This window comes from Rhodococcoides corynebacterioides (assembly GCF_019834675.1).
In the GTDB taxonomy this organism is placed as follows: Bacteria; Actinomycetota; Actinomycetes; order Mycobacteriales; family Mycobacteriaceae; genus Rhodococcoides; species Rhodococcoides corynebacterioides_A.
The window spans coordinates 25,343-48,958 of the sequence record NZ_JABUBU010000003.1 but is presented as its reverse complement, the minus strand read 5'-3'; the positions used below and the strand labels follow the sequence as shown (position 1 = coordinate 48,958).

22 protein-coding genes are annotated in these 23,616 nt (G+C 71.0%); 7 read left to right on the top strand and 15 right to left on the bottom strand.

What is annotated here, in order from left to right; translation table 11 throughout:
- Positions 1–16 precede the first annotated feature (16 nt).
- From HQ603_RS06735 to HQ603_RS06725, 3 genes are read right to left on the bottom strand one after another with little or no spacing between them, the layout of a single operon-like run.
- Complete coding sequence (locus HQ603_RS06735) at positions 17–1,507, bottom strand: DUF2079 domain-containing protein (RefSeq protein WP_308126391.1); 1,491 nt, start codon at positions 1,505–1,507, stop codon at positions 17–19.
- A gap of 58 nt (positions 1,508–1,565) precedes the next feature.
- A complete protein-coding gene (locus HQ603_RS06730; protein WP_222683785.1) occupies positions 1,566–2,369 on the bottom strand; it encodes an ABC transporter permease in 804 nt (267 codons plus the stop codon).
- Positions 2,366–3,403 carry an ATP-binding cassette domain-containing protein gene (locus tag HQ603_RS06725; protein ID WP_222683784.1) on the bottom strand — a complete coding sequence of 346 codons (1,038 nt, stop codon included), beginning with the start codon at positions 3,401–3,403 and terminating at the stop codon, positions 2,366–2,368. Before HQ603_RS06725 ends, HQ603_RS06730 begins: the two co-directional genes overlap by 4 nt.
- A 278-nt stretch (positions 3,404–3,681) precedes the next feature.
- Between HQ603_RS06725 and HQ603_RS06720 the strand changes: the two genes are divergently transcribed.
- The gene (locus HQ603_RS06720) at positions 3,682–4,863 is read left to right on the top strand and encodes an NAD(P)/FAD-dependent oxidoreductase (protein WP_308126390.1); all 1,182 of its coding nucleotides are present in this window, start codon (positions 3,682–3,684) and stop codon (positions 4,861–4,863) included.
- 40 nt (positions 4,864–4,903) lie between these two features.
- On the opposite strand, the gene malQ is transcribed toward HQ603_RS06720, so the two are convergent.
- On the bottom strand, positions 4,904–7,045 hold the full coding sequence (gene malQ, locus HQ603_RS06715) for a 4-alpha-glucanotransferase (RefSeq protein WP_261773486.1): 2,142 nt from the start codon (positions 7,043–7,045) through the stop codon (positions 4,904–4,906).
- A gap of 94 nt (positions 7,046–7,139) precedes the next feature.
- Here malQ and HQ603_RS06710 point away from each other — a divergent pair, with 94 nt between their 5' ends.
- The 4 genes from HQ603_RS06710 (at position 7,140) to HQ603_RS06695 (ending at position 10,561) form a co-directional block, all read left to right on the top strand.
- Positions 7,140–8,225 carry a hypothetical protein gene (locus HQ603_RS06710; protein WP_222683782.1) on the top strand — a complete coding sequence of 362 codons (1,086 nt, stop codon included), beginning with the start codon at positions 7,140–7,142 and terminating at the stop codon, positions 8,223–8,225.
- A 104-nt stretch (positions 8,226–8,329) separates the two neighbouring features.
- Positions 8,330–9,679, top strand: coding sequence for an OFA family MFS transporter (locus tag HQ603_RS06705; protein WP_222683781.1), 1,350 nt, complete (start codon positions 8,330–8,332; stop codon positions 9,677–9,679).
- Complete coding sequence (locus HQ603_RS06700; RefSeq protein ID WP_222683780.1) at positions 9,676–9,816, top strand: MFS transporter small subunit; 141 nt, start codon at positions 9,676–9,678, stop codon at positions 9,814–9,816. The genes HQ603_RS06705 and HQ603_RS06700 overlap by 4 nt, the downstream gene beginning before the upstream one ends.
- The gene (locus tag HQ603_RS06695) at positions 9,809–10,561 is read left to right on the top strand and encodes a YqjF family protein (protein ID WP_308126389.1); all 753 of its coding nucleotides are present in this window, start codon (positions 9,809–9,811) and stop codon (positions 10,559–10,561) included. The genes HQ603_RS06700 and HQ603_RS06695 overlap by 8 nt, the downstream gene beginning before the upstream one ends.
- Before the next feature lie 99 nt (positions 10,562–10,660).
- Here the strand turns inward: HQ603_RS06695 and HQ603_RS06690 are convergent, their stop codons facing one another.
- The 10 genes from HQ603_RS06690 to HQ603_RS06645 form a co-directional block, all read right to left on the bottom strand.
- Positions 10,661–11,881: an SfnB family sulfur acquisition oxidoreductase gene (locus tag HQ603_RS06690; RefSeq protein ID WP_222683779.1), complete on the bottom strand. Its 1,221-nt coding sequence runs from the start codon at positions 11,879–11,881 to the stop codon at positions 10,661–10,663.
- Positions 11,878–13,074 carry an LLM class flavin-dependent oxidoreductase gene (locus HQ603_RS06685; protein WP_308126388.1) on the bottom strand — a complete coding sequence of 399 codons (1,197 nt, stop codon included), beginning with the start codon at positions 13,072–13,074 and terminating at the stop codon, positions 11,878–11,880. Before HQ603_RS06685 ends, HQ603_RS06690 begins: the two co-directional genes overlap by 4 nt.
- Before the next feature lie 85 nt (positions 13,075–13,159).
- A complete protein-coding gene (locus HQ603_RS06680; protein WP_222683778.1) occupies positions 13,160–14,356 on the bottom strand; it encodes an alkaline phosphatase family protein in 1,197 nt (398 codons plus the stop codon).
- Positions 14,357–14,402: 46 nt separating this feature from the next.
- On the bottom strand, positions 14,403–15,740 hold the full coding sequence (locus tag HQ603_RS06675) for a T3SS (YopN, CesT) and YbjN peptide-binding chaperone 1 (protein ID WP_222683777.1): 1,338 nt from the start codon (positions 15,738–15,740) through the stop codon (positions 14,403–14,405).
- A gap of 53 nt (positions 15,741–15,793) precedes the next feature.
- Positions 15,794–16,093 carry a GNAT family N-acetyltransferase gene (locus tag HQ603_RS06670; protein WP_222683776.1) on the bottom strand — a complete coding sequence of 100 codons (300 nt, stop codon included), beginning with the start codon at positions 16,091–16,093 and terminating at the stop codon, positions 15,794–15,796.
- Entirely contained in the window at positions 16,090–16,881 is a 792-nt protein-coding gene (locus HQ603_RS06665; protein WP_222683775.1) for an ABC transporter ATP-binding protein, read from the bottom strand. Before HQ603_RS06665 ends, HQ603_RS06670 begins: the two co-directional genes overlap by 4 nt.
- Entirely contained in the window at positions 16,878–17,606 is a 729-nt protein-coding gene (locus HQ603_RS06660) for an ABC transporter permease (RefSeq protein ID WP_261773514.1), read from the bottom strand. Before HQ603_RS06660 ends, HQ603_RS06665 begins: the two co-directional genes overlap by 4 nt.
- 79 nt (positions 17,607–17,685) lie before the next feature.
- Entirely contained in the window at positions 17,686–18,690 is a 1,005-nt protein-coding gene (locus HQ603_RS06655; RefSeq protein WP_222683773.1) for an ABC transporter substrate-binding protein, read from the bottom strand.
- Entirely contained in the window at positions 18,687–19,418 is a 732-nt protein-coding gene (locus HQ603_RS06650) for a TenA family protein (protein WP_222683772.1), read from the bottom strand. Before HQ603_RS06650 ends, HQ603_RS06655 begins: the two co-directional genes overlap by 4 nt.
- Positions 19,419–19,672: 254 nt before the next feature.
- Positions 19,673–21,073 carry a sugar porter family MFS transporter gene (locus HQ603_RS06645; protein WP_222683771.1) on the bottom strand — a complete coding sequence of 467 codons (1,401 nt, stop codon included), beginning with the start codon at positions 21,071–21,073 and terminating at the stop codon, positions 19,673–19,675.
- Positions 21,074–21,205: 132 nt separating this feature from the next.
- Between HQ603_RS06645 and HQ603_RS06640 the strand changes: the two genes are divergently transcribed.
- On the top strand, positions 21,206–21,595 hold the full coding sequence (locus HQ603_RS06640; RefSeq protein WP_222683770.1) for an SRPBCC family protein: 390 nt from the start codon (positions 21,206–21,208) through the stop codon (positions 21,593–21,595).
- Positions 21,596–21,640: 45 nt separating this feature from the next.
- Complete coding sequence (locus tag HQ603_RS06635; RefSeq protein WP_222683769.1) at positions 21,641–23,218, top strand: carboxylesterase/lipase family protein; 1,578 nt, start codon at positions 21,641–21,643, stop codon at positions 23,216–23,218.
- Here HQ603_RS06635 and HQ603_RS06630 read toward each other — a convergent pair whose 3' ends face one another.
- Entirely contained in the window at positions 23,219–23,518 is a 300-nt protein-coding gene (locus tag HQ603_RS06630) for a DUF1540 domain-containing protein (RefSeq protein WP_068099845.1), read from the bottom strand.
- Between the last annotated feature and the right edge of the window lie 98 nt (positions 23,519–23,616).

Below are 23,616 nucleotides of genomic sequence, written 5' to 3'. Positions count from 1 at the left end.
CGGCCCCGCAGCGAGGTCAGCGCCGCAGGACCAGGATGCCGTTGACGTCGTCGACCACGCGGTAGCCGTCGGCGAGGGCCTCGCTCACGGCCTTCCGGTCACCCTCCGCATTCTGCGGCCACCCGGGCGGATTCGCCTCATCGACGAGAATCCACTCCGGGGTCGTGGAGTCCGACGGCCGCTGCGGGAAGACCGTCGTCGGGTGGGTGGCGACGAGGTGCGGAACCAGATCGTTCGACGCAGCGACGCGCGCGTCACGGGGGATGTCCGCGCTCACGTCGCGCACCGTGTCGATGCGCGGGTCCATCCGCCATCCGTCCGCGGAGGCGAGCCGCGCCAACGGTTGGAACGGCAGCGCGATGAGAGTGACCGCCGCGACCGCACTGAGCACGATGCGTTCCGCGCGCGGCGACAGCTCGCGCCGCGTCCGACCGCGGACCAGCGCGTCGATCAGGGCGGCGAAGAGGATCGGCATGAGCACCGCGTTGTAGTGGAAGATCGGCTTCCAGAAGTTGGTGTTGTCGCTGAGGAAGCGCCACGCGACCGTGGGGACCGCGACGAGCGTGAGTGGGGACCGCAGGGCGGCGAAGCCGGTGATCGCGAGCAGCAGCAGGATGGTCGCGGCGCGGGGGTCGCCGCTGACCAGACCGTGGGTGGTGTCGGCGATGCCTTCCGAGAGCGGCGGCAGCTTGGATCCCTGTCCGTAGGCGTCGTCCGGGCTGAGCGCCGGCACGATCACCGCCACCGCGAGCACGGTCCACAGGACGCCCCACGCCGCGGTCAGCACGCCGATCAGCCGGTCGCGCCCGCCGGTCCACACGGCGATCAGCGCTCCGATGACGACGACCGTGAGGCCCATGTCCTCCTTCACCCAGACCAGGGGCAGCGTCCACAGGGCTGCGCTGCGCCAGTGCCCCTGGCCCAGGGCGGACATCGCGAACGCGAGGAGGGGGACGGCGAACGCGATCTCGTGGAAGTCGAAGTTCAGGGCGGACTGCAGTCCCCACGACAGTCCGTACCCCACGGCGACCACCACCGCGGGAACGACGCCGAGCGTGCGATGCGCCCATCGGGTCAGCGGGACGACACCGACGGCGAACAGCACGGCCTGCGCCACCAGCAGCGTGTCCGGAGCGGGAGCCACCGCGTACAGCGGGGCGAGGAGCACCGTGATCGGCGAGAAGTGGTCACCGAGCGTGTTCCAGCCGGTACCGAGCAGATCCGAGGTGGGGGCACGCCCGTCCGCGTAGGACGAGATCTGCTGGACGAAGATGCCGAGGTCGAACCCGGACGTGCGGCCCTGGTAGTGGCCCGTCACCGATAGGGCGGCGTAGAGCGGCGCCAGCAGAAGGAACGCCACGGCCGGGAGCAGGACCTCGGCACGCCCGAACCGCGAGCGTCCCACTCGCGCTGCGGTGGACCCCGACGCCCGCGCACGGGCTGCCGCACCGGCACGGGCGGGTGCCGATGCGGCAGCAGAGGTCGACGCGTTCTCGATGGCCGTCACAGCCCTCAGTGTTTACACGACATTCGTGAGACGCGATTGTGAACGACCCCGGGCAGGGTCAGCGGCTGACCGCCTTGGCGTAACGACGGATGGCGAGCGGCACGAACACCACCAGGATCAACAGGGACCACCCCAGGGTGGCGAGGACGGGGTGTTGCAGCGGCCACGCCTCCGGAACCGGTACCTGCGCGCTGGTGTTGCCGAACAGTTCGCGGCACGCCTGGGTGATCGCGGAGATGGGGTTCCACTCGGCCACCGTCTGGAGGGGACCCGGCAGGTCCGAGCTCTGAACGAAGGTGTTCGCGATGAACGTCAACGGGAAGATGACGATGAAGGTGGCGTTGTTGAACACCTCCGGTGTCCGGATCCACAGCCCGATGACCGCCATGACCCACGACAGCGCGTAGGCGAAGAGCAGCAGCAACGCGAACCCGGCGAGGGCCTCGAGGAACGACGAGCGAATCCGCCAGCCGACCACCAGCCCGGTCAGCGACATGACCACCAGCGAGATCACGTTGATCACGATGTCACTGCTGGTCCGTCCGACCAGCACGGCGGACGGCGCCATCGGCAGGGTGCGGAACCGATCGATGATGCCCTTCTGCATGTCCTCGGCCAGCCCGAGGCCGGTCCACGTCGACCCGAAGATCACGGTCTGGACGAAGATGCCCGCGATGAGGAACTCGCGGTACGACGTTCCGGGGACGTCGATGGCCGAACCGAAGATGTAGGCGAACACCAGCACGAACATGATCGGCGAGAGCAGCGTGAACACGATCAGGTCCGGTACGCGCTTCAGCTTGATGAGATTGCGGCGGGCGATGGTGGCGCCGTCGGACAGGGCGAGCAGGGGAGTGGTCATCGGGTGGATCCTGTCGAGGCGGACGCGCCGGCGTCGGTGGCAGGGGTGGCGTCGGTGGCAGGGGTGGCATCGGCGCTGTCGGCCGTGGCGCGACCGGTCAGCGTGAGGAACACGTCGTCGAGGCTGGGCTTGGCCAGCGAGGCGTCGGTGGGCACGATTCCTCGCTCCCGCAGGGCGAGCAACGCGTCGGACAGGGTGATGGCCCCGTCGGACGCGGGCAGCGTGAGTCGCCGCGACGACTCGTCGGCCGTGACCTCACCGGCCGGTCGGCCGAGGATCTCCACCGCTGCGCTCAGGTCCTCCGCCGTCGCGAGGGTCAGGTCGATGCGCGAGCCACCCACGCGGGACTTGAGATCGTCCGCCGTACCCCGCTCGATCACCACGCCGCGGTCGATCACCGCGATGCGATCCGCGAGTCGGTCCGCCTCCTCGAGGTACTGCGTGGTGAGCAGCAGGGTGGTGCCGGCCGCCACGAGCTCGTCGATGACCGCCCACAGATCGATGCGAGCCCGCGGGTCGAGTCCGGTGGTCGGCTCGTCGAGGAAGAGGACGGGCGGATCCGCGACCAGCGCGCCCGCCAGATCGAGCCGCCGACGCATGCCGCCGGAATAGCCCTTGACGGGCCGATCCCCGGCGTCGACCAGGTCGAACCGCTCGAGCAGCTCCCGTGCCCGCGCTCGGCTGCGCTTGGCGCCCAGGTGATACAGCCGACCGACCATGTCGAGGTTCTCGAACCCGGTGAGGTACTCGTCCACCGCCGAGTACTGCCCCGACACCCCGATGCGCGAGCGCAGCTCGGCCGCGTCCTTCACCACGTCGAGCCCGGCGACGGTGGCCGCGCCGCTGTCCGCCCGCAGGAGAGTGGTCAGCACGCGGATGGTGGTGGTCTTGCCCGCCCCGTTGGGCCCGAGCAGGGCCATGACGGTGCCCTGCTGGACCTCGAGATCCAGCCCGTCGAGGGCGTGAACGTCCTTGTAGTGTTTGACCAGGCCCGTGGCTCTGATGGCCGTCTCGGCCTCTCCGCGTGTACCCATGACTCCCCTTCTCGGTACCGGTGGGACCCGGCGTCCCTGCTCTGCTCGACCCTGCTCGACGATCCTCGAATCCGAGCCGACCTCCGAATGGACCGCCGCCGCCCTCGAAACTCATCGCACCACAGGCCACCGACACGGTCACGTCGCGAGACGGGGGTTCGGAGGGCCGGGGGTTTGAAGAAGGAACGCGTGCGGCTATTCGACCGTCACGGCCGGGCGCGGTGGTCTGACGACTCCGCCCTCGGCGTTCGCAGGTAGACGACAGAACGGGGTTCGCGGTGTCCGAGTACGACTACATCATCGTCGGGGGCGGCATGGTCGCCGACAATGCCGCGAAGGGGATTCGCGAGCAGGACCCGACGGGCTCGATCCTCGTCGTCGGCAACGACGTCGACGCGCCGTACACCCGTCCCGCGCTGAGCAAGAAGCTGTGGACCGACGAGGAGTTCACCACCGACAAGGTGCCCCTCGGTACCGAGGAGACGGGCGCCACGGTGGTCACGGGCACCACGGTGACCGGCCTCGACCGTGAGGCGCACACGATCACCACCGACGCGGGCGACACCCACACCTACCGGTCGCTCCTGCTCGCCACCGGTGCCTCGCCGACGCAGCTCGACCTGCCGCCGTCGGAGCGCGTCGTCTATTTCCGCACCTTCGCCGACTACCGCCGGTTGCGGGCGCTCGCGTCCGAGGGCACGCACGTCGCCGTCGTCGGCGGGGGCTACATCGGCACCGAGATCGCGGCCGCGCTGTCCCAGAACGGCGTCACCGTCACCCTCGTCACCAGCGACGACGTCGTCGGCGGCCACATGTTCCCCGAGACCCTCGCGCGCGAGTTCCACCGGACCTTCGTCGACCACGACGTCACGATCCGCATGGGCGTGAAGGTGTCCTCCGGACAGCAGTCGGGCTCGTCGGTCTCCCTGACGCTCGACGACGGGTCGACGCTGGACGCGGACGCCGTCGTCTTCGGTCTCGGTGTGAAGCCCAACGTCGACCTCGCCGAGCAGGCCGGTCTCGAGGTCGACAACGGCATCGTCGTCGACGAGCACCTCCGGACCGCGGATCCCGACGTCTACGCGGCCGGCGACGTCGCCAACTACCCGGACGCGATCCTCGGCCGTCGCCGCATCGAGCACGTCGACAACGCCAACGAGATGGGGAAGACCGCGGGCCGCATCATGGCGGGCTCGACCGACCCCTACACGTACACGCCGTACTTCTACTCGGACGTCTACGACAACGGCTACCAGGCCGTCGGGACGATGAGCACCGAGCTGACCACCGTCGAGGACTGGAAGACGCCGGGCAAGGAAGGCGTCGTCTACTACCTGGACGAGAACTCGGTGCTGCGTGGGGTGCTGATGTGGAACGTCTGGGAAGGCCTCGACGAGGCCAAGGAGATGCTGAAGTCCGACGCCCCGCGCTCCCGCGAGGACCTCGTCGGCGCCCTGTGACCCCGGCCGGGTGCGGCGCAGCGCCGCACCCGCGCCGTGCTCAGTCCTCGATCAGCGACGGCACACGGCGCAGGTCCTCCACGGATACCGCTCGGCCGGCGCTGTCCGCCAACGGAATCCGCCAGTTCTGGTACTGCGTCTCGTCCGTCCCCGGCTGATTCTGGATGCGGTGTTCGCCGACCATGTCCACCAACGCGACGCCCAGCAGGCGCGACGGGCTGCGCTGGATCAGGCGGTGCAGCGCGGCGACGGTGTCGTCGGGCGACGCGTCGTCGGCGAGCAGTCCGTGCCGACGGGCGAGGTCCAGCACCGACTCCCGCTGCGCCTCGTCCTGCTCGCGTTCGGAGTCGACGTCGCGTTCGAGCAGTCCCAGGCGTGCCCGCAGGTCGATGTGCTCGCCCGCCAGGTATCCGGCGGTGGGCGGGAGATCGTGGGTGGTGACCGAGGTGAGGCAGAGTTCGCGGTAGTCGGCCGGGTCGATCGGACCGTCCTCGTCCCGCTCGAACCACAGAATCGACGTTCCCAGAACGCCTCTCGACGCCAGGTACTCCTGCACCACGGGCTCGAACACGCCGAGGTCCTCGCCGACCACCACGGCGCCCGCCCGGTCGGCCTCGAGGACGAGGATGCCGATCAGCGCCTCGTGGTCGTAGGTGACGTACGTGCCCTCCGCCGGCGACGCCGCGTCGGTGGGGATCCACCAGAGTCGGAACAACCCCAGGATGTGATCGACCCGCAGTCCGCCGGCGTGCTTGAGGACGGTGCGCAGCATGTCGCGGTAGGGCGCGTAGCCCAGCTCGGCCAGGCGGTCGGGACGCCACGGCGGCTGATTCCACTGCTGCCCCTGCTGGTTGAAGTCGTCGGGCGGGGCTCCGACCGTGACTCCCTCCGCCAGCGCGGAGCCCAGCGACCAGGCGTCGGCGCCGCCCTGCGCGACGCCGACGGCGAGGTCGTGCACGACCCCGATGTCCATGCCGGCGGTGTGTGCGGCCGCCTGCGCGTCGGCCAGCTGCTCGTCGCAGATCCACTGCAGCCAGCAGTGGAAGTCGATGCGGTGCGCCAGCTTCACCTGCTGCCGCTCGACCCACGGCGTGCGGGGGCCGGCGGCCTTGGTCCGCCACCGCTCGTCGGACGGCGACAACTTCTCCGTCAGCGCGCACCAGGTGGCGAAGTTGTAGAGCCCCTCGCCCTCCTCGCGGCGGAACGCGGCGAACGCCGCCTCACGGGCCGGACTGCGCGGCACCAGGAACACGGCCTCGAGGGCGCGCAGCTTCGCGCGGAAGGACTTGTCCCGGTCGATCGTGTCGGTCCGCGTGTTCGCGCGGTGCAGGCGCCGGGCGGCGTCACGAATGCGCGCGTACTTGTCGCGCGGGAGCATCGCCGTCTCCCGGATGTTCTCGACCCGGATGTAGAGCGGGTTGACGAACCGTCGGGTGGTGGGCAGGTAGGGCGAGGCCTCGATCGGCGGGCGCGGCGCCGCGGCGTGGAGGGGGTTGACCAGTACGTAGTCCGCGCCGTGGTCCTCGCCGAGGATCGACGCCATGTCGGCCAGGTCCGCGAAATCGCCCACGCCCCAGGACTGCGGGGACCGCACGGAGTAGAGCTGAGCCAGAACGCCCCACCGCTGACGGTCGGCCAGGCCCGCGGTGGTCGAGAGCACCGGCGGGGTCACCACGAGGGTGCACGACGACGGCGCGTCGGCACCGTCGACCTCCGCGACGAGCGTGTGCCACCCGGGTTCCAGGTCGGTGGGCAGGGCGAACGTCGCCCGGCCGACGAGGGCGCCGTCGATCTCCCGGGGATCGACCCACACGTCGCGCTGCTGCGTCTCGCGGCGGCCGCCGCTCTCGGTCTCGATCGACAGCGTCACCGACGCGCCGTGCGGGACGTGCACGGGCACGTCCCGGTCCGCGCCCGCCACGGTGACGACGGACGGGGGCAGCGTGCGTCGCCACGGCGCCTCGTCGTGCGCGGCGATGGCGGCGTCGGCCGCGGAGTCGGTGCTCGCGTCGACGTCGAGCGCGCCGAGAACCGCGCGGAGGGTGGATTCGGCGACGTCGCGACGGGTCTTGTCCCACCCTTCGTACGACGTCGCGACGCCGTGGAGGTCGGCGAGCGTGCGGAGGCGGTCGATGTCGGTCACCCGACCGATCGTAGAGGTGGGTACCGACGACGGCGGCATCGCGGGAACGGGGACGACCGGGGTCCGGGGCGCGGGTCTGGAACGATGGTGATGTCCGGTGCGACCGGCCCGATCCAGCTGCGAGGTGAGACGAATGCCCGGTGATCCCACCGACGACCGCGCGCGTCGCGCGGATTCGGTGCGCCGCATCGCGGAGTCGGCCCGCATCGACGCCGTGCACGAGCCGCTGTCGGACCGCGCCGCCCTGCTCTACGCGATGGGCCGGGTAGACGAGACGGTGCGAACCGTGGCTCTCGCGCGCCTGCGCGCCGGGCGACGGTTTCCGGCCATCGGGGGGTTCGCGGCGTTGCGGCCGCTGGTGCGCGAGCTCGACTGGATCGAGGAGCGACTGACCCATGGCCGTTCGGGTCCGACGCGGGTGGCGTTGATGCAGCGGAAGGCGCTGCTGTCGCGGCGCCTCGGGGGTCTGCGGACGCGTTTCGTCATGAGCTCGGACCACTACGCGACGGGGGTGCGGGCGATCCGGCGGGATCGGCGCGACGGGCTGCACCTCGACGTCGATCAACGCACCGCGCTGTTCGACGCGCTGTGTCACACGCCCGCTCCGCTCCGCGCGGGCCCGGGGCCCGTGGGGCGGGCGCGCGAGATCCTCGGCGGACTCGCGGCCGAGCGCCTCGACCCCGTGCACGAGCGCGGCGCGGCGCTCGCCCGGTCCGTGGCCGGCACCGACGTCGATCGTTTCCCGGACCGCTACGAGACGATCGGGTTCCTCGCCGGGACGTACCACGACCGCATTCTCGGTGCGCGCATCTGGCACACCGACCTCTTCGCGGTGGCGAGGGCCCAGCTCGACCCCGGACTGGAACTGGTCGGCATCGCGGTCGACGTGGTGGCGTTGGCGCAGCTCGACGCCGACCTGACGGCGGCGTTCGAGGCGCAGGGCGACGCGATCGACGACGAGGGTCGCCGCGAGATCCTGCGCCGCCGCGGCGATCTCATCCCGGTGTGGGATCAGGTGATCGACCGGGTGGCCGCGCTGTCGCGCGTCGTCGACGAGATCGCCGTCGCCGAGGTCGAGCACCGCTCGCTCGACGTGCTGGCGCAGACGGAGGGGCTGGATCGGCGCATCGAGGATCTGCTGGGCCGGTCCGGCGATCGCGAGATCTCGGCCGACAACACCCATTCGGTGTCCGATCAGATCTCCCGCGACCAATGGTGAGCGGTGGATCCGAGCGAATCCGACATGAGCCCCCCCTCCGAATGATCGGATAGGTGCGTCGCCGCCGATCCACGAGGCGACGGTCGGAGAGGAAGCGTCGCCCCATGCCCGCTGTTCTGGAACGTGCCCGCATCGTCGCCCGACCCGGGTGGAGCCGATGGCTGATCCCGCCGGCCGCCCTCGCGATCCACCTGGCCATCGGCCAGGCCTACGCGTGGAGCGTGTTCAAGGCCGCCATCTCGTCCGACACCGCACTGGGTCTGAGCGGCACCGCCACGGCGCTGCCGTTCCAGCTCGCCATCGTCATGCTGGGCCTGTCGGCCGCCGTGCTCGGCACCAAGGTCGAGGTACACGGTCCTCGGTGGGCCATGACGATGTCGTTGCTGTTCTTCTGCTCCGGCCTGCTGGTCTCGGCGTTCGGCATGTCGATCGGGCAGTTCTGGCTCGTCGTGGTCGGCTACGGCGTGATCGGCGGCATCGGCCTCGGAATCGGTTACATCTCCCCGGTGTCGACGCTCATCAAATGGTTCCCCGACCGGCCCGGAATGGCCACCGGAATCGCCATCATGGGCTTCGGCGGCGGCGCCCTCGTGGCGTCCCCGTTGACGACGAAGCTGCTGTCCGCCTACGGCGGCAACACGACGTCGTCGATCGCCACCACGTTCCTCACCCTCGGGATCGGCTACGCGATCTTCATGGCCCTCGGGGTGGTCCTCATCCGCGTACCCGCCGACGACTGGCGGCCCGCCGGCTGGACCCCGCCGGAACCGAAGGAGGGCGAGCACACCCAGCGCGTGTCCGCGGCCAACGCCGTGAAGACGCCGCAGTTCTGGCTGCTGTGGATCGTGCTGTGCTTCAACGTGACCGCGGGCATCGGCATCCTCGAGCGCGCCGCCGGCATCTACACCGACTTCTTCCCGGATCCGGTCGCCCCCGAGTCCGTCGCGACGGCCGCGGCCGGGTTCGTGGCGTTCCTCTCCCTGACCAACATGCTCGGCCGCTTCGTGTGGTCGTCGGTCTCGGATCTGGTGGGCCGCAAGAACATCTACCGGATGTACCTGGGGGTGGGAGCGCTGCTCTACCTGTACATCTCGCTGTTCACCAACAGCAACAAGGTTCTCTTCCTGGTCAGCGCCATGGTCATCCTCTCGTTCTACGGCGCCGGCTTCGCGACGGTGCCCGCCTACCTGCGCGACCTCTTCGGGACCTACCAGGTCGGCGCCATCCACGGCCGCCTGCTCACCGCGTGGTCCGTCGCCGGGGTGCTCGGACCGCTGATCGTCAACGCCATCGCCGACCTGGGCGAGGCGGGGACCACCGGCCGTTACGTGCCGGCGTTCGTCACCATGATCGTCCTGCTCTCGATCGGGTTCGTCGCCAACGAGCTGATCAAGCCGGTCGATCCGAAGTACTCCGAAGCCGCCCCGACGCGGGAGGAAGGTGTCCGCGCATGAGCACCGATCGTCAGGCGTCGCCGCCGTCGGCCGTCGCCACCCCGGTGATCGTCCTGTCCTGGCTGTGGGTCGGCGTGCCCTTCGCCTGGGGCCTCTACGAGCTGATCCTCAAGGCGAAGAACCTGTTCGGTGGGTGACCGGTCGGACGGCCCGCGGCTCTGGCCGCGTCCTCCGATCCTGCCGAGACCCGTTCTGCTCGACCAGCGCTGGGAACGACTGCTGTTTTTGCACTGGCGAGTCGACGCCGCCGACGTCGCGCCGCTGCTCCCGCCGGGAGTGTTACCCGACGAGTACGACGGGTCCAGCTGGGTCGGCCTGATCGGGTTCCACATGGTGGGGGCCGGGCCGGGCTACGGTCTGCCGGTGCCGTACCTGGGCACGTTCGGCGAGATCAACGTCCGTCTCTACAGTCGCGACGGCGACGGTCGGCGCGGCGTGGTGTTCCGGTCGCTGGAGGCGACGCGACTCGCCGTCGTGCTCGGCACCAATCTCGCGGGTGTGCCGTATCGGTTCTCGCGCATCGGAATCGCCGACGACGGCGTCGTGTTCGGGTACGCGAGTACGCGGATCGCCCCGCCGCATCGCGGCGCCGCCACCGACTTCGCCGTCCGACGTGGATCCGACGACCGCAGCAACGACCCGCTGGCGGTCTTCCTCACCGCCCGGTGGGGGATGCACACCGCGGTCGCGGGTCGGCCGCTCCACGTCCCGAACACGCACCGGCGGTGGCCGCTGTACGACGCCGAGGTGGTGCGGCTACGGGACGATCTGGTCGCCGCGGCGGGTCTGCCCGGCATCACGGACCGGGCGCCGGACTCGGTGCTGTGGTCGCCCGGGGTGCGGACGCAGTTCGGGCGGCCGTTCGGTGTCACTCCGGCCTGACCGCGGCCGCGTCGCTGAGCCCTGACCCGCGGCCGCGCCGCTGAGCCCCGACCCGCGGCTGCGCCGCTGTGACTCGACTTGCGGCTGCGCCGCTCCGGGTCAGACGAGGCCGTGCCGCGGCGGGTGCGCGCCGGTGAGCGCGTAACGCCCGACGTGTTGCACCTTCCACCGCGACGGGTCGTGCAGGGTGTGCGTTCGAGCGTCCCGCCACAACCGGTCCGTGCCCGACGACGCTGCCGCACTGCGCGTTCCGCCCGCGTCGAACAGTGACGCGGTGGTGTCCAGGGCGGCTCGGGTGGCGACCACCTTGGCCGCGGCCACGGCGATCGACGCGGCGGCGGCCACCTCGGGATCGGTGGTCCCCGGCCCCTCGGCTCGGGGATCCTCGGCACGGTCGATCGCCCGGCCCGCCTCGACGAGCAGGGCCTCCGCGGACCGCACCGTGATCTCGAGGTCACCGAACTGCTGGAGCAGCAACGGATCTCGATCGGCGGTCTCGACTCCGGCGTCCACCGGCGGACGCGCGCCGGCCACGGCGGTCCGAGCCGCGTCGATCGCGGCCCGGGCGATCCCGACGTCGATCGCGGCGTGGACGAGCTGCGCGCGAGCACCGTAGGTGGAGGCCTCGGTGAAGATGGCGGAGTACGGGATCAGCGCGTCGGCGGGCACGTCGACGTCCGACAGCACGACGGTGCCAGAGGCGGTGGTTCGCTGACCGAGCCCGTCCCAGTCGTCCTCGACGACGATGCCGGGGGTGTCGACGGGCAGGTAGGCCAACACCTTTCGGCGCTGTGCGTCCGACGCACGGTGATCGCCGACGACGCCGCGCACGACGAGCCAGTGCGCGAGCAGAGCGCCGGTGCAGTAGTACTTGCGCCCGTTCAGCCGATAGGACCCGTCGGAGCGCGGCACGAACGACGTGTGGTCGATGCCGACCGTCGGCGTCCCTCGCTCGCTCTGCGCGTTGGCGAATCGCCGTCCGCTCAGCGCCTCGCCGAACCACCGCTTCTGCTGCAGGTCGGTACCCGTGCGGCGCAGCGCGTCGAGGAACGTCAGGTGGCTCTGGGGAATCTGGGCGACGCTCGCGTCGCCGCGCGCCAGCGTCGCGACCACTCGCGCGACGGTGGCGGTGGCGACCGGTCGGCCGCCGAACCGGGCGGGGACCGTGATGCCGAGCAGCCCCGACTGCGACAGCGCGTCCAGTTCCGCGCGCGGCAGAATGCGATCGCGGTCCCGTGCCGCGGCGCCCGCGGCGATCACGGGCCGCAGCGACTCCGCGGCGGCGATCGCGGCGTCGTCGTCGAGCAGGGGCGGTGTCACCGGGCGGCCGGGAGGAACGGGGTGTGGCCGGCACCGTCCGTGCGCGTGTCGGCGGGCACCAGACCGCGACGCCGCAGGATCGGCAGCACACCCTCGCCGAACCAGTAGAGCTCCTCGAGGTGCGGGTAGCCGGAGAACACGAACTCGTCGATGCCCAGGGCCGCGTACTCGGCGATCCGGTCGGCGACCTCCGTGTGGCTGCCGACGAGCGCGGTGCCCGCCCCGCCGCGGACCAGGCCGACGCCGGACCACAGGTTCGGCGCGATCTCCAGGGCGCGGGGGTCCTTCCAGGACCCGTCGCGGCGGCTCTCCTCGTGCAGGGCGAGCATGGACCGCTGGCCGACCGACTCGCTGCGGGCCAGATTCGCCTGCGCCGTGGCCACGGTGTCCTCACCGAGGGCGTCGACCAGGGCGCCCGCCTGCGCCCAGGCGTCCGCGGCCGTGTCGCGCGTGATCACGTGCAGCCGGATACCGAAGCGCACCGTCCGTCCCCGCTCGCGGGCGAGGTCGCGGATCCACGCGATCTTGGCGGCCACCGCCGCCGGGGGCTCACCCCAGGTGAGATAGACGTCGGTGTGGTCGGCCGCGACGGGACCCGCCGCCGGCGACGATCCGCCGAAGTACAGCGGCGGAATCGGATCGGGCAGGAACGGCAGCGACGCGTCCTCCACCTGGATGTGGGTGCCGCGATGGGTGACGGACTCGCCGCGCCACAGCCCGCGCACCACCGACAGGAACTCGTCGGTGCGGGCGTACCGTTCGTCCTTGCTCAGATGGTCGCCGTACTGCCGCTGCTCGTGCGCCTCGCCGCCCGTCACCACGTTGAGCAGCAGACGGCCCGGGGCGTGGCGGGTGAAGGTCGACGCCATCTGCGCGGCCAGTGTCGGACTGATCAGGCCGGGACGGAACGCGACGAGGAAGGCCAGCTTCTCGGTCTCCCGGGCGAGCATCGCGGTGGTGATCCACGCGTCCTCGCACCAGGCTCCTGCCGGCGTCAACGCGCCGGTGAACCCGAACTCCTCCGCGGCCCGCCCGATCGAGGAGAGGTACCCGATGGTGGCGCGTCGGTCACCACCGGCGGCGCCCACACGGCTGCCGTGACCGCCGCCCACGATGGACCGGCTGTCGCCGTAGGTGGGCAGGAACCAGTGCAGAGCCAGAGAGGGCAGGCGCGGCGCGCTGTCGACAGTCACTCGGTCGAGGCTAGGACCGGTGGGACACCCCGACCACGATTGCGCTCGCCACGATTCGAACCCTCGCCCGACCGGCTTTGGGACGTCAGCCCCGCGCGATCAGCAGCGGAATTCGCACCTCCGCCTTGGTGAGTGAGCCGTGATGACCGAGCAGGGCGGACTGATTCGGCTCCGCCCCGGACCGCACGACGGCGCCGGACCCCAGTGCCAGCGCCAGGACGTCTCCGATGGTGCGGGCGACGGCCGGACGGACGGGCCCGAACCACCCGCGGTCGATCGCGTCGTCCCGGCCGATCACCAGATAGTCCTCGCCCAGCGTCGCCTGCCAACGGTCGGCGACGTCGGACGCCGCGCCCGACCGGGCGAACACGTGCCGGGCGCGGGGCTCACCCGCGATCATCGTCACGTCCTGCGACAGCGCCGGCGTCGTGTCCACGTCGACGCGGTCCGCCACGTCCACCATCCCGTGATCCGCTGTGACCACCAGGGCGGCGTCCGCCAACAATCGGGCCGCGACGGCCTCGACGATCGAATCGACCTGGCGCAGCTCGTGACTCCAGGCATCCGACGACGGACCCCGGACGTGTCCCGTGAGGTCCAGCTCGGACCAGTACGAGTACACCAGCGACCGGTCGCCCCGGCCGAGCGCGCTCACGGTCCGCGCGACCAGATCGCCCGCCGACACCGACGCGGCGAACTCCCCGCCGCGCAGCACCGCTCGGGTCAGACCGGACTCCTGCTGATACGACGGCGCCACCCGCGTCACCGCGATGCCCGCCGCCGCGGCTCGCTCGAACACCGTGGGTTGCGGCTGGAACTCCTCCGGCACCAGGGTGGACAACAGATCCGACCGCGAACTCTTCGACCGGCCTCCGGCCTGCCCGTCCCCTCCCGACCGGCCTCCGGCCTGCCCGTGCAACCGCCAGTGCAGCGGATTCATCGGACGGTCGTACCCCTCGACCGCCGTCAGATAGCCGACGATGCCGTGACGCCCCGGCGGGCTGCCCGTCCCGAGCGAGGCGAGGCTGGTGGCCGTGGTGGACGGGAACGTCGAGGTCAAGGTCCCCGCCCGCATCGACGTCAGCATCGGCGCGTACTCCGCCCGCGCCGCGAGCTGCAGCGCGCCCAGCCCGTCGATCAGCAGGACACAGACGCGGCGGACCCCGGTGAGACCGAGCCCCAGCGGGTCCTCCCCGCCCGTCAACCCCGCGAGGACGGCGGGCAGCAGATCGGACAGCGTGCTCTCCCCGTAGCGGGGCACCGACACCAGGGGGGAGGCCATCGGTCCGAGGCTACCCGGGCGAACCGGATCACCCGGCCGGCCAGGGTCAGTCGAACAGCGTGTCACCGACACCGCCCGACGGATCGACCCCACCGAACAGGTCGAGCTGCACGGTGGACGATCCGTCCCGCTCGTCCGCCACGAGGCGGCGGTGCGCGGCGGTCAGCAGCGTCGCCGTCACTCGCCACACCCGCGCGTCGAGGCCCGCCGCGGCGGCGACGCGCTCGTCGTCCCGCACCGTGCGGGTGAGCGAGGCGGTCTCGCAGCCGCGGGCGAGAGCGAGCAGGTCGGCGATCCGAGCGCGGTCGGGCCCGCACAGGGCGATGACGTCGGCCACCGTCACGTCCGCACCGCGCTCCCACACCGCCTCGGCCACGCGGCACAACGATTCCGGGAGCTGGGGCAGCCGCAGGTCTCGATCCGCAGTGACGGCGCCCGTGCCGTCGAGGTAGGGCCGCGCACCGACGGCGGCCACGACGCCGTCCGCGGCCTCGGCGACGAACTTCTCCATCACCGCGAGCATGTCGAGTACGTGCTGGGGCACGAACGGCACGACGGTGATGTCGATGGTGGCGACCACCCGATCCTCGTCGAGCACCAGTTTGACGTGCGGCCACCGCCGGTTGACGTCGGCGACGACCGCGGCCGCGTGCCGGGTGTCCTCGACGCCCGCGGCGACCGGCGCCAGGATCTGCACGAACGGCGCGTCCTCGGTGGGGCAGAGGTACAGCCACGCGGGGCCGAGCCGGAACGGGTAGTCACCGTCCTCGTCCGGCTCCGGCAGGAAGCCGAGCAGGTGCCGGAGGGTCGCCTCCACCATGGCGCGTCGGCCCGCACCGTCCGCGGTGCGCACGGCGACGAACGGGTCGAACGCCGGCACGGGCGGCGCGTCCGGCGCGTTCGAGGCGACCGTCCCCCCGATCCCGCACACCGCCGCGTCGGCGGGCCCGGTCACGGTCAGGAAGCTCGGATGGAGCACCTGCCAGCCGTCCCGCAGGACTCGCACCGCCGCGTCCGCGGCGCGGTCCGCGTACCGGCGGGGGAGATCGAGGAACCAGTTGACCGGCACCGACCGGTCCTCCGGGGCCGCGCCCGCGGACTCGGGCGGCGCACGGAAACCGAGCTCGGTGAGGAGAGCCGCCCCCGCCGGAGTCCAGGCGCGATGGGGTGCGAGATACGGGTCGGCGAGCACCTCGCACCGGACCACGTCGGCGTCCCAGCCGTGGAACTGCACGCACGGCGGCGCCGAATCCGACGGCGTCTCCGGGCAGGAGATCAGCAGCGTGTCACCCGATTCCAGCGACGCCAGACCGTCGGCGAGCAGGCTGCGAAAGGTCGCCCAGGCGCTGTCGGTCGCGCCGTCGAGCGTGTCCACCTCGTTCATGCCGCGACCGTAGCGGTGACCACCGACAGAATCGCCCGTGGCGGACCGGTGGGTCAGGCGCCCGCGACGAGATCCTGGTACTCGGGGTTCGTGTCGACGAAGTGCCGCACGTAGCTGCAGCTGGGAACCACGCGCAACCCGGCGGAGCGGGTGTCGTCGAGCGCCTCGCGCACGAGGACCGCCGCCAGACCCCGTCCGCGGAACTGCGGCAGCGTGACGGTGTGGTCGAAGTCGCGCTCCCCGGCGGTCGGGCGGTACTCGGCGTAGCCGGCGACCTCGTCGCCGACGAGGATCTCGAAGCGTTGCCGGTCGGTGTGATGCTCGACGCGGGTGGTCTCTCCGGATTCGGTCATGGGGCGAATCTACTCGGGCCGGTCCGGCCCGGGTGAGTGCTCGACGAGTACTCGGACGGCGCAGGAACAGCGCGAAGCGCCGCGGTGAGTCGACGCTCGTACTCGGCGAACTCGGGCGTCGTGACGCGGTCCGCGCCGCGCGGACGGGGCAGGGAGACGGTGACGTCGTCGACGACGCGGGCGGGTCGCGGCGACAGCACGACCACGCGATCCGACAGATGCACCGCCTCGCGGACGTCGTGCGTGATCATCAGGACCGTCCAGCGGTAGCGCTGCCAGACCTCCTCGAGCCAGTCCTGCATGGCCGCGCGGGTGATGGAGTCGAGCGCGCCGAAGGGTTCGTCGAGCAGGATCACCTCCCGACCCTGCACCACCGTGCGCAGCAACGCGGCGCGTTGGCGCATGCCGCCCGACAGGGCCGACGGCCGCGCGTCCTGGAACCCGTCCAGGCCGAACACCGGGAACAGGTCGTTCGCGGCGGCGCGTGCCTGCGCGGCCGGGACGCCCTGCACCTCGAGACCCAACGTGGTGTTGGCCAGGACGGTGCGCCACGGGAACAGCAGGTCCTTCTGCGGCATGTAGGCGCAGCGCGGAGCCGTCACCGACCCGGCGTCGGCGTCGTCCAACCCGGCGATCACCGAGAACAGCGTGGACTTTCCGCAACCGCTCGGACCGAGCAGCGACACGAAGCGACCCGCCTCGACGGAGAGGTCGACACCGTCGAGTACCGATCGGCCGTCGAACGCCTTCCGCACACCCCGCAGATCGACCACCGGCCGCGCCGTCATCGCTCGTCCTCGGCGGCCCACGGCGCCACGATCCGCTGAACGAGGTAGGTCGAGAGGAACAGCACCACCGAGCACAGGGCCGTCACCACGACGGCCGCGAGCACCAGGTCGGTCCGGAACGCGTTCTTCTGCTGGCTCATGTAGATGCCGAGACCGCTGCTGGCTCCGACGTACTCGGCGAACACGGCGCCCACCACGGCGTAGGTGATGCCGATGCGCAGGGAGGTGAAGAAGCGGGGGATCGCCGACGGCAACCGGACGTAGCGGAACTGCTGACGCCGCGACGCGCCCATGCTGCGCAGCAGTCGGTCGGAATCACGGTCGGCGGAGGCAAACCCTTCGACCAGTCCCACCGTCATCGGGAAGAACGTCACCAGCGCGACCACGAGCAGCTTCGGCAGGATGCCGAAGCCGAACCAGATGATCATCAACGGGGCGAGGGCGACGATCGGGAGGGTCTGCGAGATCACCAGCAGCGGAACGACGGCGCGGCGGAGCCAGGGGGAGAAGTCCACGCACGTCGCGATGATCCACGAGACCGCCAGCGCCAGTGCGAAACCCAGCAGAGTCACCTGCAGGGTGGACGCGGCGTGACCGGCGATCACCTCGCGGTTCGCCCACCCCTGGACGACGACGCGGCTCGGCGCCGGCAACACCCGCGGTGAGACGTCGGCCAGCCGAACGTAGCTCTCCCACACCGCGATCAGGATCGCCACGAGGATCATCGACGGGGCCCACCGCGCCGGACGCACGCCTGCCGGACGACGCGAGGCGGGCGCCGCAGGTCGATCGTTGGCGACCCGATCAGTCGGCGAGATACTCATCGGTGAAGTACGTCGACCAGTCGGGTTCGGTGCTCAACGGTGCGCCGTCGGGACCGGTGAGCACACCGGCCTCGTACAGGAACCGGGAGAAGCCGGACCACGTGTCGAGGGTCTGCGTCCCCACCCGGCCGTCGGCGTCGCGCAGGTACCGCTCGGAGAGGATGCGCTGGCTCTCGATCACCAGGTTCTCGTCCGGGAACGCGCCCGGATTCGCGTCGATCAGATCCTGCGCCGCCGCCTCGGGGTTCTCGGCCGCGAACTCGTACCCCCGCTGCAGCGCCTGCACGAAAGCCCGTGCGCGGTCCGTGTTCTCGGCCAGCCAGTCCTCGTTGCCGTCGATCACGATGGCGTACGCGTCGGGGAAGCCGTGGTCGGTGTAGTCGAAGTACTTCATCGGCGTGCCGGCGCGCTCGGCCTCGAGCCCCTCCCACGCGAAGTAGGACACGGTGAAGTCGGCCTCGCCGGAATAGACGGCCTCGTACGCACTGGTGCCGAGCACGACGGTCTCGAAATCGCCCGTGCCGCCGTCGTTGCGGATGACCTCGGCGAGCGACGCCGATTCGCCGGCGTCGCCGAACCCGGCGTAGGTCTTGCCGTCGAGGTCGCGCGGCGACGCGATGTCGGTGCGGTCGGCGCGCACCCCGATGCCGGTGGCCCAGTGCTGGAGCGGCGCCATCACCGACACGATGTTCGCCCCGGCGGCTTTCGCGTGCGTGGCCGAGCTCTGGAAGCTGACGCCGAATTCGGCGTTGCCCGAGTCGACGAGGGTGTCGGGGGAGGTGCTGTTGTACGGCAGCACCTCGACGTCGAGACCGGCGTCGGCGAAGAAGCCCTCCTGCTGGGCGACGAAGAAGCCGGTGTGGTTGGTGTTGGGGGTCCAGTCCAACGCGAACCGGACGGTGCCGTCGGAGGCGTCCGACGAGGCGCACCCGGCCAGCGACGACGCCAGGACCAGAACGGCGGCCGCCACCGCGCGCGCCCTCATGCGGCGGGCCACGGGGTGACGTGGAGTGCGGTGTCCCAGAAGAGCAGCTCGTACCGCAGCGCGACGACGAAGGCGCGGGTCATCCGCGCGCGCTCCTCCGGTCCGGCGGCGAGTGCGGCCGCGTCGACCACCTCGCGGGCGCGGGCGGCGGAGGTCTGGAAGTCCTCGGCGTCGTAGGTGGTCACCCACCGCGCGTAGGGGTGGTCGGGATTCGCCGCGAGCACCTCGCGGGCCGACGCCGCGAGCGCGCGGCCGACCTCGGCGTAGATCCAGAAGCACGGCAGCGCGGCGGCGGCGCCGACGGCGTAGCTGTCCGTGGCGGCGGTGGCGGTGAGGAACGAGACGTACCCGAGGCAGGCGGGGCTGTGTTCCGGTGCGGACGGGGCGACGCCGAGGCGGGGATCGTCGAGCAGGTCGGCGTGCAGCGACTTCTCCACGGTCACCGCGGTGGCGGCGGACGTCGCCCAGAAGGCGCCGTCGACCGGGTCCGGGGCGCGGGACGCGAGCAGGGCGAGCGCCTTCGCGTAGCCCTCGAGGTAGAGACCGTCCTGCTCGATGTAGGTGCGGAAACTCTCGACGGGGAGGGTGCCGTCGCCGAGTCGGCGCAGGAACTCCAGATCGTCGATCGCCTGGCGCAGATCGGCGGTCACGTCCCAGAGGTGGTCGGTGAATCGCGGGTGCGCCGCGCTCTCGGGTGGCGCGTTCTCGGGCAGCGTGGTGTGCGGCATCGCCGGACATCCCTTCGTCAGAATTATCTGCATCAGGTTCGCGGGTGTCTTCTCAGCCTCGCCGTACTCGGCGAAGCACCCCGTGTCGGTACGCCGCGACAGTAGCACCGCCGCCGCCGACGGCGGCCCCGTCAGCACCGCCGCCGGCGGGCGGCCCCGTCACCGGCGCGGGCGGGCGCACGACGCACGAATCCGCGGCCCCCGGGTGCGGGGCCGCGGATTCGCGGGCGGAGTCGTGCGCGGTGGGGAACCGGTCAGAACTTCATGTCCTCCAGTTCGAGACCCTTGGTCTCGGGAATCTTGGCCTTGACGAAGAAGAAGGACACGGCGGCGAAGAATGCGAAACCGCCGTAGACGATCGACAGTCCCACCCATTGCGTCAGCTGCGGGAACATCAGCGAGATGACGAAGTTCGCCACCCAGTTGGCGGCCGTGCCGATGCCGAGGGCCATGGCGCGCATCCGGTTGGGGAACATCTCGCCGAGCAGAACCCACATCACCGGTCCCCAGGTGGCGGCGAAGAAGACCACGAAGAGGTTGGCGCCGATCAGGGCGACCACGCCCCACGGCTCGGGCAGCGAGACGTCGTCGCCGCTGCCGATCTGCTGCGAGAACGCGACGGCGGCCAGCAACAGCCCGACGAACATGCCGATGGACCCGGCCATCAACAGGTTTCGTCGTCCGACCCGGTCGACGAAGAGGATGGCGACGAACGTCATGGCCACGTTGATCACCGAGGTGATGACCGACGTCGTGAACGACTGGGATTCGCTGAAGCCCACGGACTTCCACAGGGTGGTCGAGTAGTAGAAGATCGCGTTGATGCCGACGAACTGCTGCAGGACGGCCATGATGATGCCGACCCAGACCAGCGGCTGGAGTCCGAAGCGGGGACCGCGGATGTCGGCGAACGAGGACTGCTTCTCCTTGCGCAGGGTCAGCCGGATCTCGTGGATGCGCTCGTCGGGGTGCAGTTCACCGGTGACCTCGGCGAGCACGCGGGCGGCCTCCTCGTCGAGGTGCTTGCCCACCAGGTAGCGCGGTGACTCCGGAATGAGCAGGGCCAGAACGCCGTACACCACCGCGGGCACGACGCCGACGATGAACATCCACCGCCACGCCTCGATGCCGAACCAGTAGTCGTTGGACGCGCCGCCGGCGCTGTTGGCGAGTACGGCGTCGGACAGCAGCGCCGCGAAGATGCCGACGGTGATGGCCAGCTGCTGCAGCGAGGCGAGGCTGCCGCGCATGCGCGCCGGGGAGATCTCGGCGATGTAGGCCGGGGCGATCACCGACGCGATGCCGATGCCGAGTCCGCCGAGCACGCGCCACACCATGAGGTCGGGGACGCTGAACGCCAGGCCCGATCCGATCGAGGAGACGATGAACAGGAAGGAGCCGAGCAGCATCACCTTCTTGCGGCCCCACCGATCGGCCAGCCCGCCCGCGAACCAGGCACCGGCGGCGCAGCCGAGCAGGGCGATGGCGACGGTGAAGCCGGTGAGGAACTCACCGAGGACGAAATGGCCCTGAATGGCGTCGACCGCGCCGTTGATCACCGACGAGTCGAAGCCGAAGAGAAAGCCGCCCACGGCCGCGGCGACGGTGACGCCGATGACTTTCGCGGTGTGGTTGGCCGAAGCCTGAGTGGTCATCTGCGTACCTGGTTTCTCGAAGCGACGTGGTCCGTTCTCGGACACTACGCCGCGGGCGTACCCCGTGGTCCGAGACTCCCCACGGGTGTCGCCGCGGGTTTGAACGGTCGCCGGCGGGTCTATCCGCCCGCGGTGAGAACGACGCTACGACGACGCGGGCAGGCCTCGGCGGACACGGCCTGGGAGCGCTATGCGGACATCTCGTTGTGGCCGACGTGGGCGCCGCAGATCCTGGGGGTCGACGCGTCCACCGATCGTCTGACGACCGGGACGACGGGCACGGTGAAGGGTCCGGTGGGCGTTCGCGTGTCCTTCGAGGTCCTTGCCGTCGACGAGGTCGCGCGGACGTGGACCTGGCGTGCGTGGATCGGCGCCCGTAGTGCCGGCCTGACCCTCGAACACGGGGTGGAGGCGCGCGGCGGCGGGTCCGCCACCTGGCTCACGGTCGACGGTCTGGCGCCGATCGTGCTGGCGTACGCCCCGGCCGCCTACCTGGCGCTCGGGGGACTGGTCAGGCCGTGATCGCCACCGCGTCGGGGTCGTTGGCCGGCGGGTAGCGTCGGCCGGGTGCCGCAGAGCGAGAGCACCCTGGTGATCGAGTGTCCGTTCGGCCGTGTGCGCGGGGTGGTGCGCGGCGAGGTGGTGTCCTTCAAGGGCATGCCCTACGCCGAGCCGCCCGTGGGGCCGCGGCGGTTCCGTCGGCCCGGACCGCCCGTCTCGTGGGACGGCGAGCACGATGGCTCGGTGTTCGGCGCGATGGCGCCGCAGGGCCGGGACGGCCCGGTGCCGATGGACGCGACGTTGCCCGTCGACGAGGACTGCCTGACGCTCAACGTGTGGGCGCCGGTGCCCGACGGCGTGTTGCGTCCGGTGATGGTGTGGATCCACGGCGGCGCGTACTCGTTGGGGTCGTCCGCGCAGCGCATCTACGACGGGCATCACCTCTCCCATCTCGGCGAGGTGGTCGTGGTGACCGTCAACTACCGCATCGGGGCACTGGGCTGGCTCGACCTGTCGGACCCGACGCTCGGCGGGGACCGCTTCGACACGAACATCGGGCTGCGGGACCAGATCGCCGCGCTGACGTGGGTGCGCGAGGCCATCGCCGCGTTCGGGGGCGATCCGGGCAACGTCACGATCTTCGGCGAGTCCTCGGGCGGTGCCTCGGTGACGACGTTGATGACCTCGCCGCCCGCGGCGGGCCTGTTCCACAAGGCGATCGCGCAGAGCGCACCGGCCACCTCGGTGTACGGGCCGGACCGGGCGCGCACGGTGGCGGAACGCTTTCTCGAGCTGCTGGACCTGCGTCCGGAGAACGTCGAGGACCTGCGCGACATGCCGGTCGAGCGGCTCGTGGAAGCGTCCGACCTGTTGGTCTACGAAATTCCCGAGAAGGTGCCGGGCACACTGGGATTGGCGCCGGTGGTGGACGGCGACGTGGTGCCCCGCTACCCGGTGGCCGCGTTCCGGAAGGGGTACTCGCATCCCGTTCCGTTGATCATCGGGTCCAACAAGGACGAGGCCTCGGTGTTCCGGCTGATGAAGTCGCCGCTGATGCCGGTCACGTCCGACACGGTGGCGACGATGTTCGAGGCCATCGCCGCCGATCATCCGGATCTGAGCCCCGAGCGCATCGCGGAGATCATGGCCGCGTACCCCGATCCGACCGGACACGCTGCGCTGCAGGCGTTCTCACGCGACGCGAGCGCGGGGGCCGCCGGACTCGCCCGTGACGCGGGCTTCCGGATGCCGAGCCTGTGGATCGCCGACGCCCACTGCCGACGGTCACCGACCTTCGTCTATCGCTTCGATCACGCGACGCCGGTGCTGCGGGCCGCGCGGATCGGCGCGGGCCATGCCACCGAACTGCCCTACGTCTTCGGCAACTTCGGGACCTTCGACCGCGACCCGACGTTCTGGCTCGGGGGACGACGAGCAGCGCGGCAGGTCTCCCGCCGGATCCAGCGACGCTGGGTCGCCTTCGCCTGGCACGGGGTACCTGCCGCGCTGGACGGCTCGAAACACTGGGCGCCGTACGACTCTCGCCGTCGGACGCTGCTGATCGACACCCGCGACTCGCTGGTCGAGGACCCCGATCGCGAACTCCGCGAGGTGTGGGGCGACGAGGTCCTCGGCTTCAGCTGATCAGGCCTTGCTGTAGGTGAGGCAGTTGGCGGTGTCGGAGGACTCGCCGGCGCCGATGCGGACCGCGGCGGCCGTGCACTCGAGGTCCTTGTTGTGGGCGCAGTCCGCGCGCTGGCAGGCGCCGACCTGCGGGGACACCACGTCGAGTCCGCCCTTGGTGGAGAGGGGGATGAACGTGGCGCAGTCCGCCGTGCCGTTGGAGCCGCCGACGCTGATGGCGAAGGCGTGGCAACCGTCGTGGTTGTAGGAGCAGCTGCTCACCGAACAGTCGGTGACTTCGGGCATTTCCAGAGTGGCCATGACATTCTCCGTTTCGAGTGACGCGGTCGGTCGTCGTGGAACGACCGTAACGAAGAAAAAGGCCTCTCACCAGCAAGGTCAGGCTGACCTGAGTATGG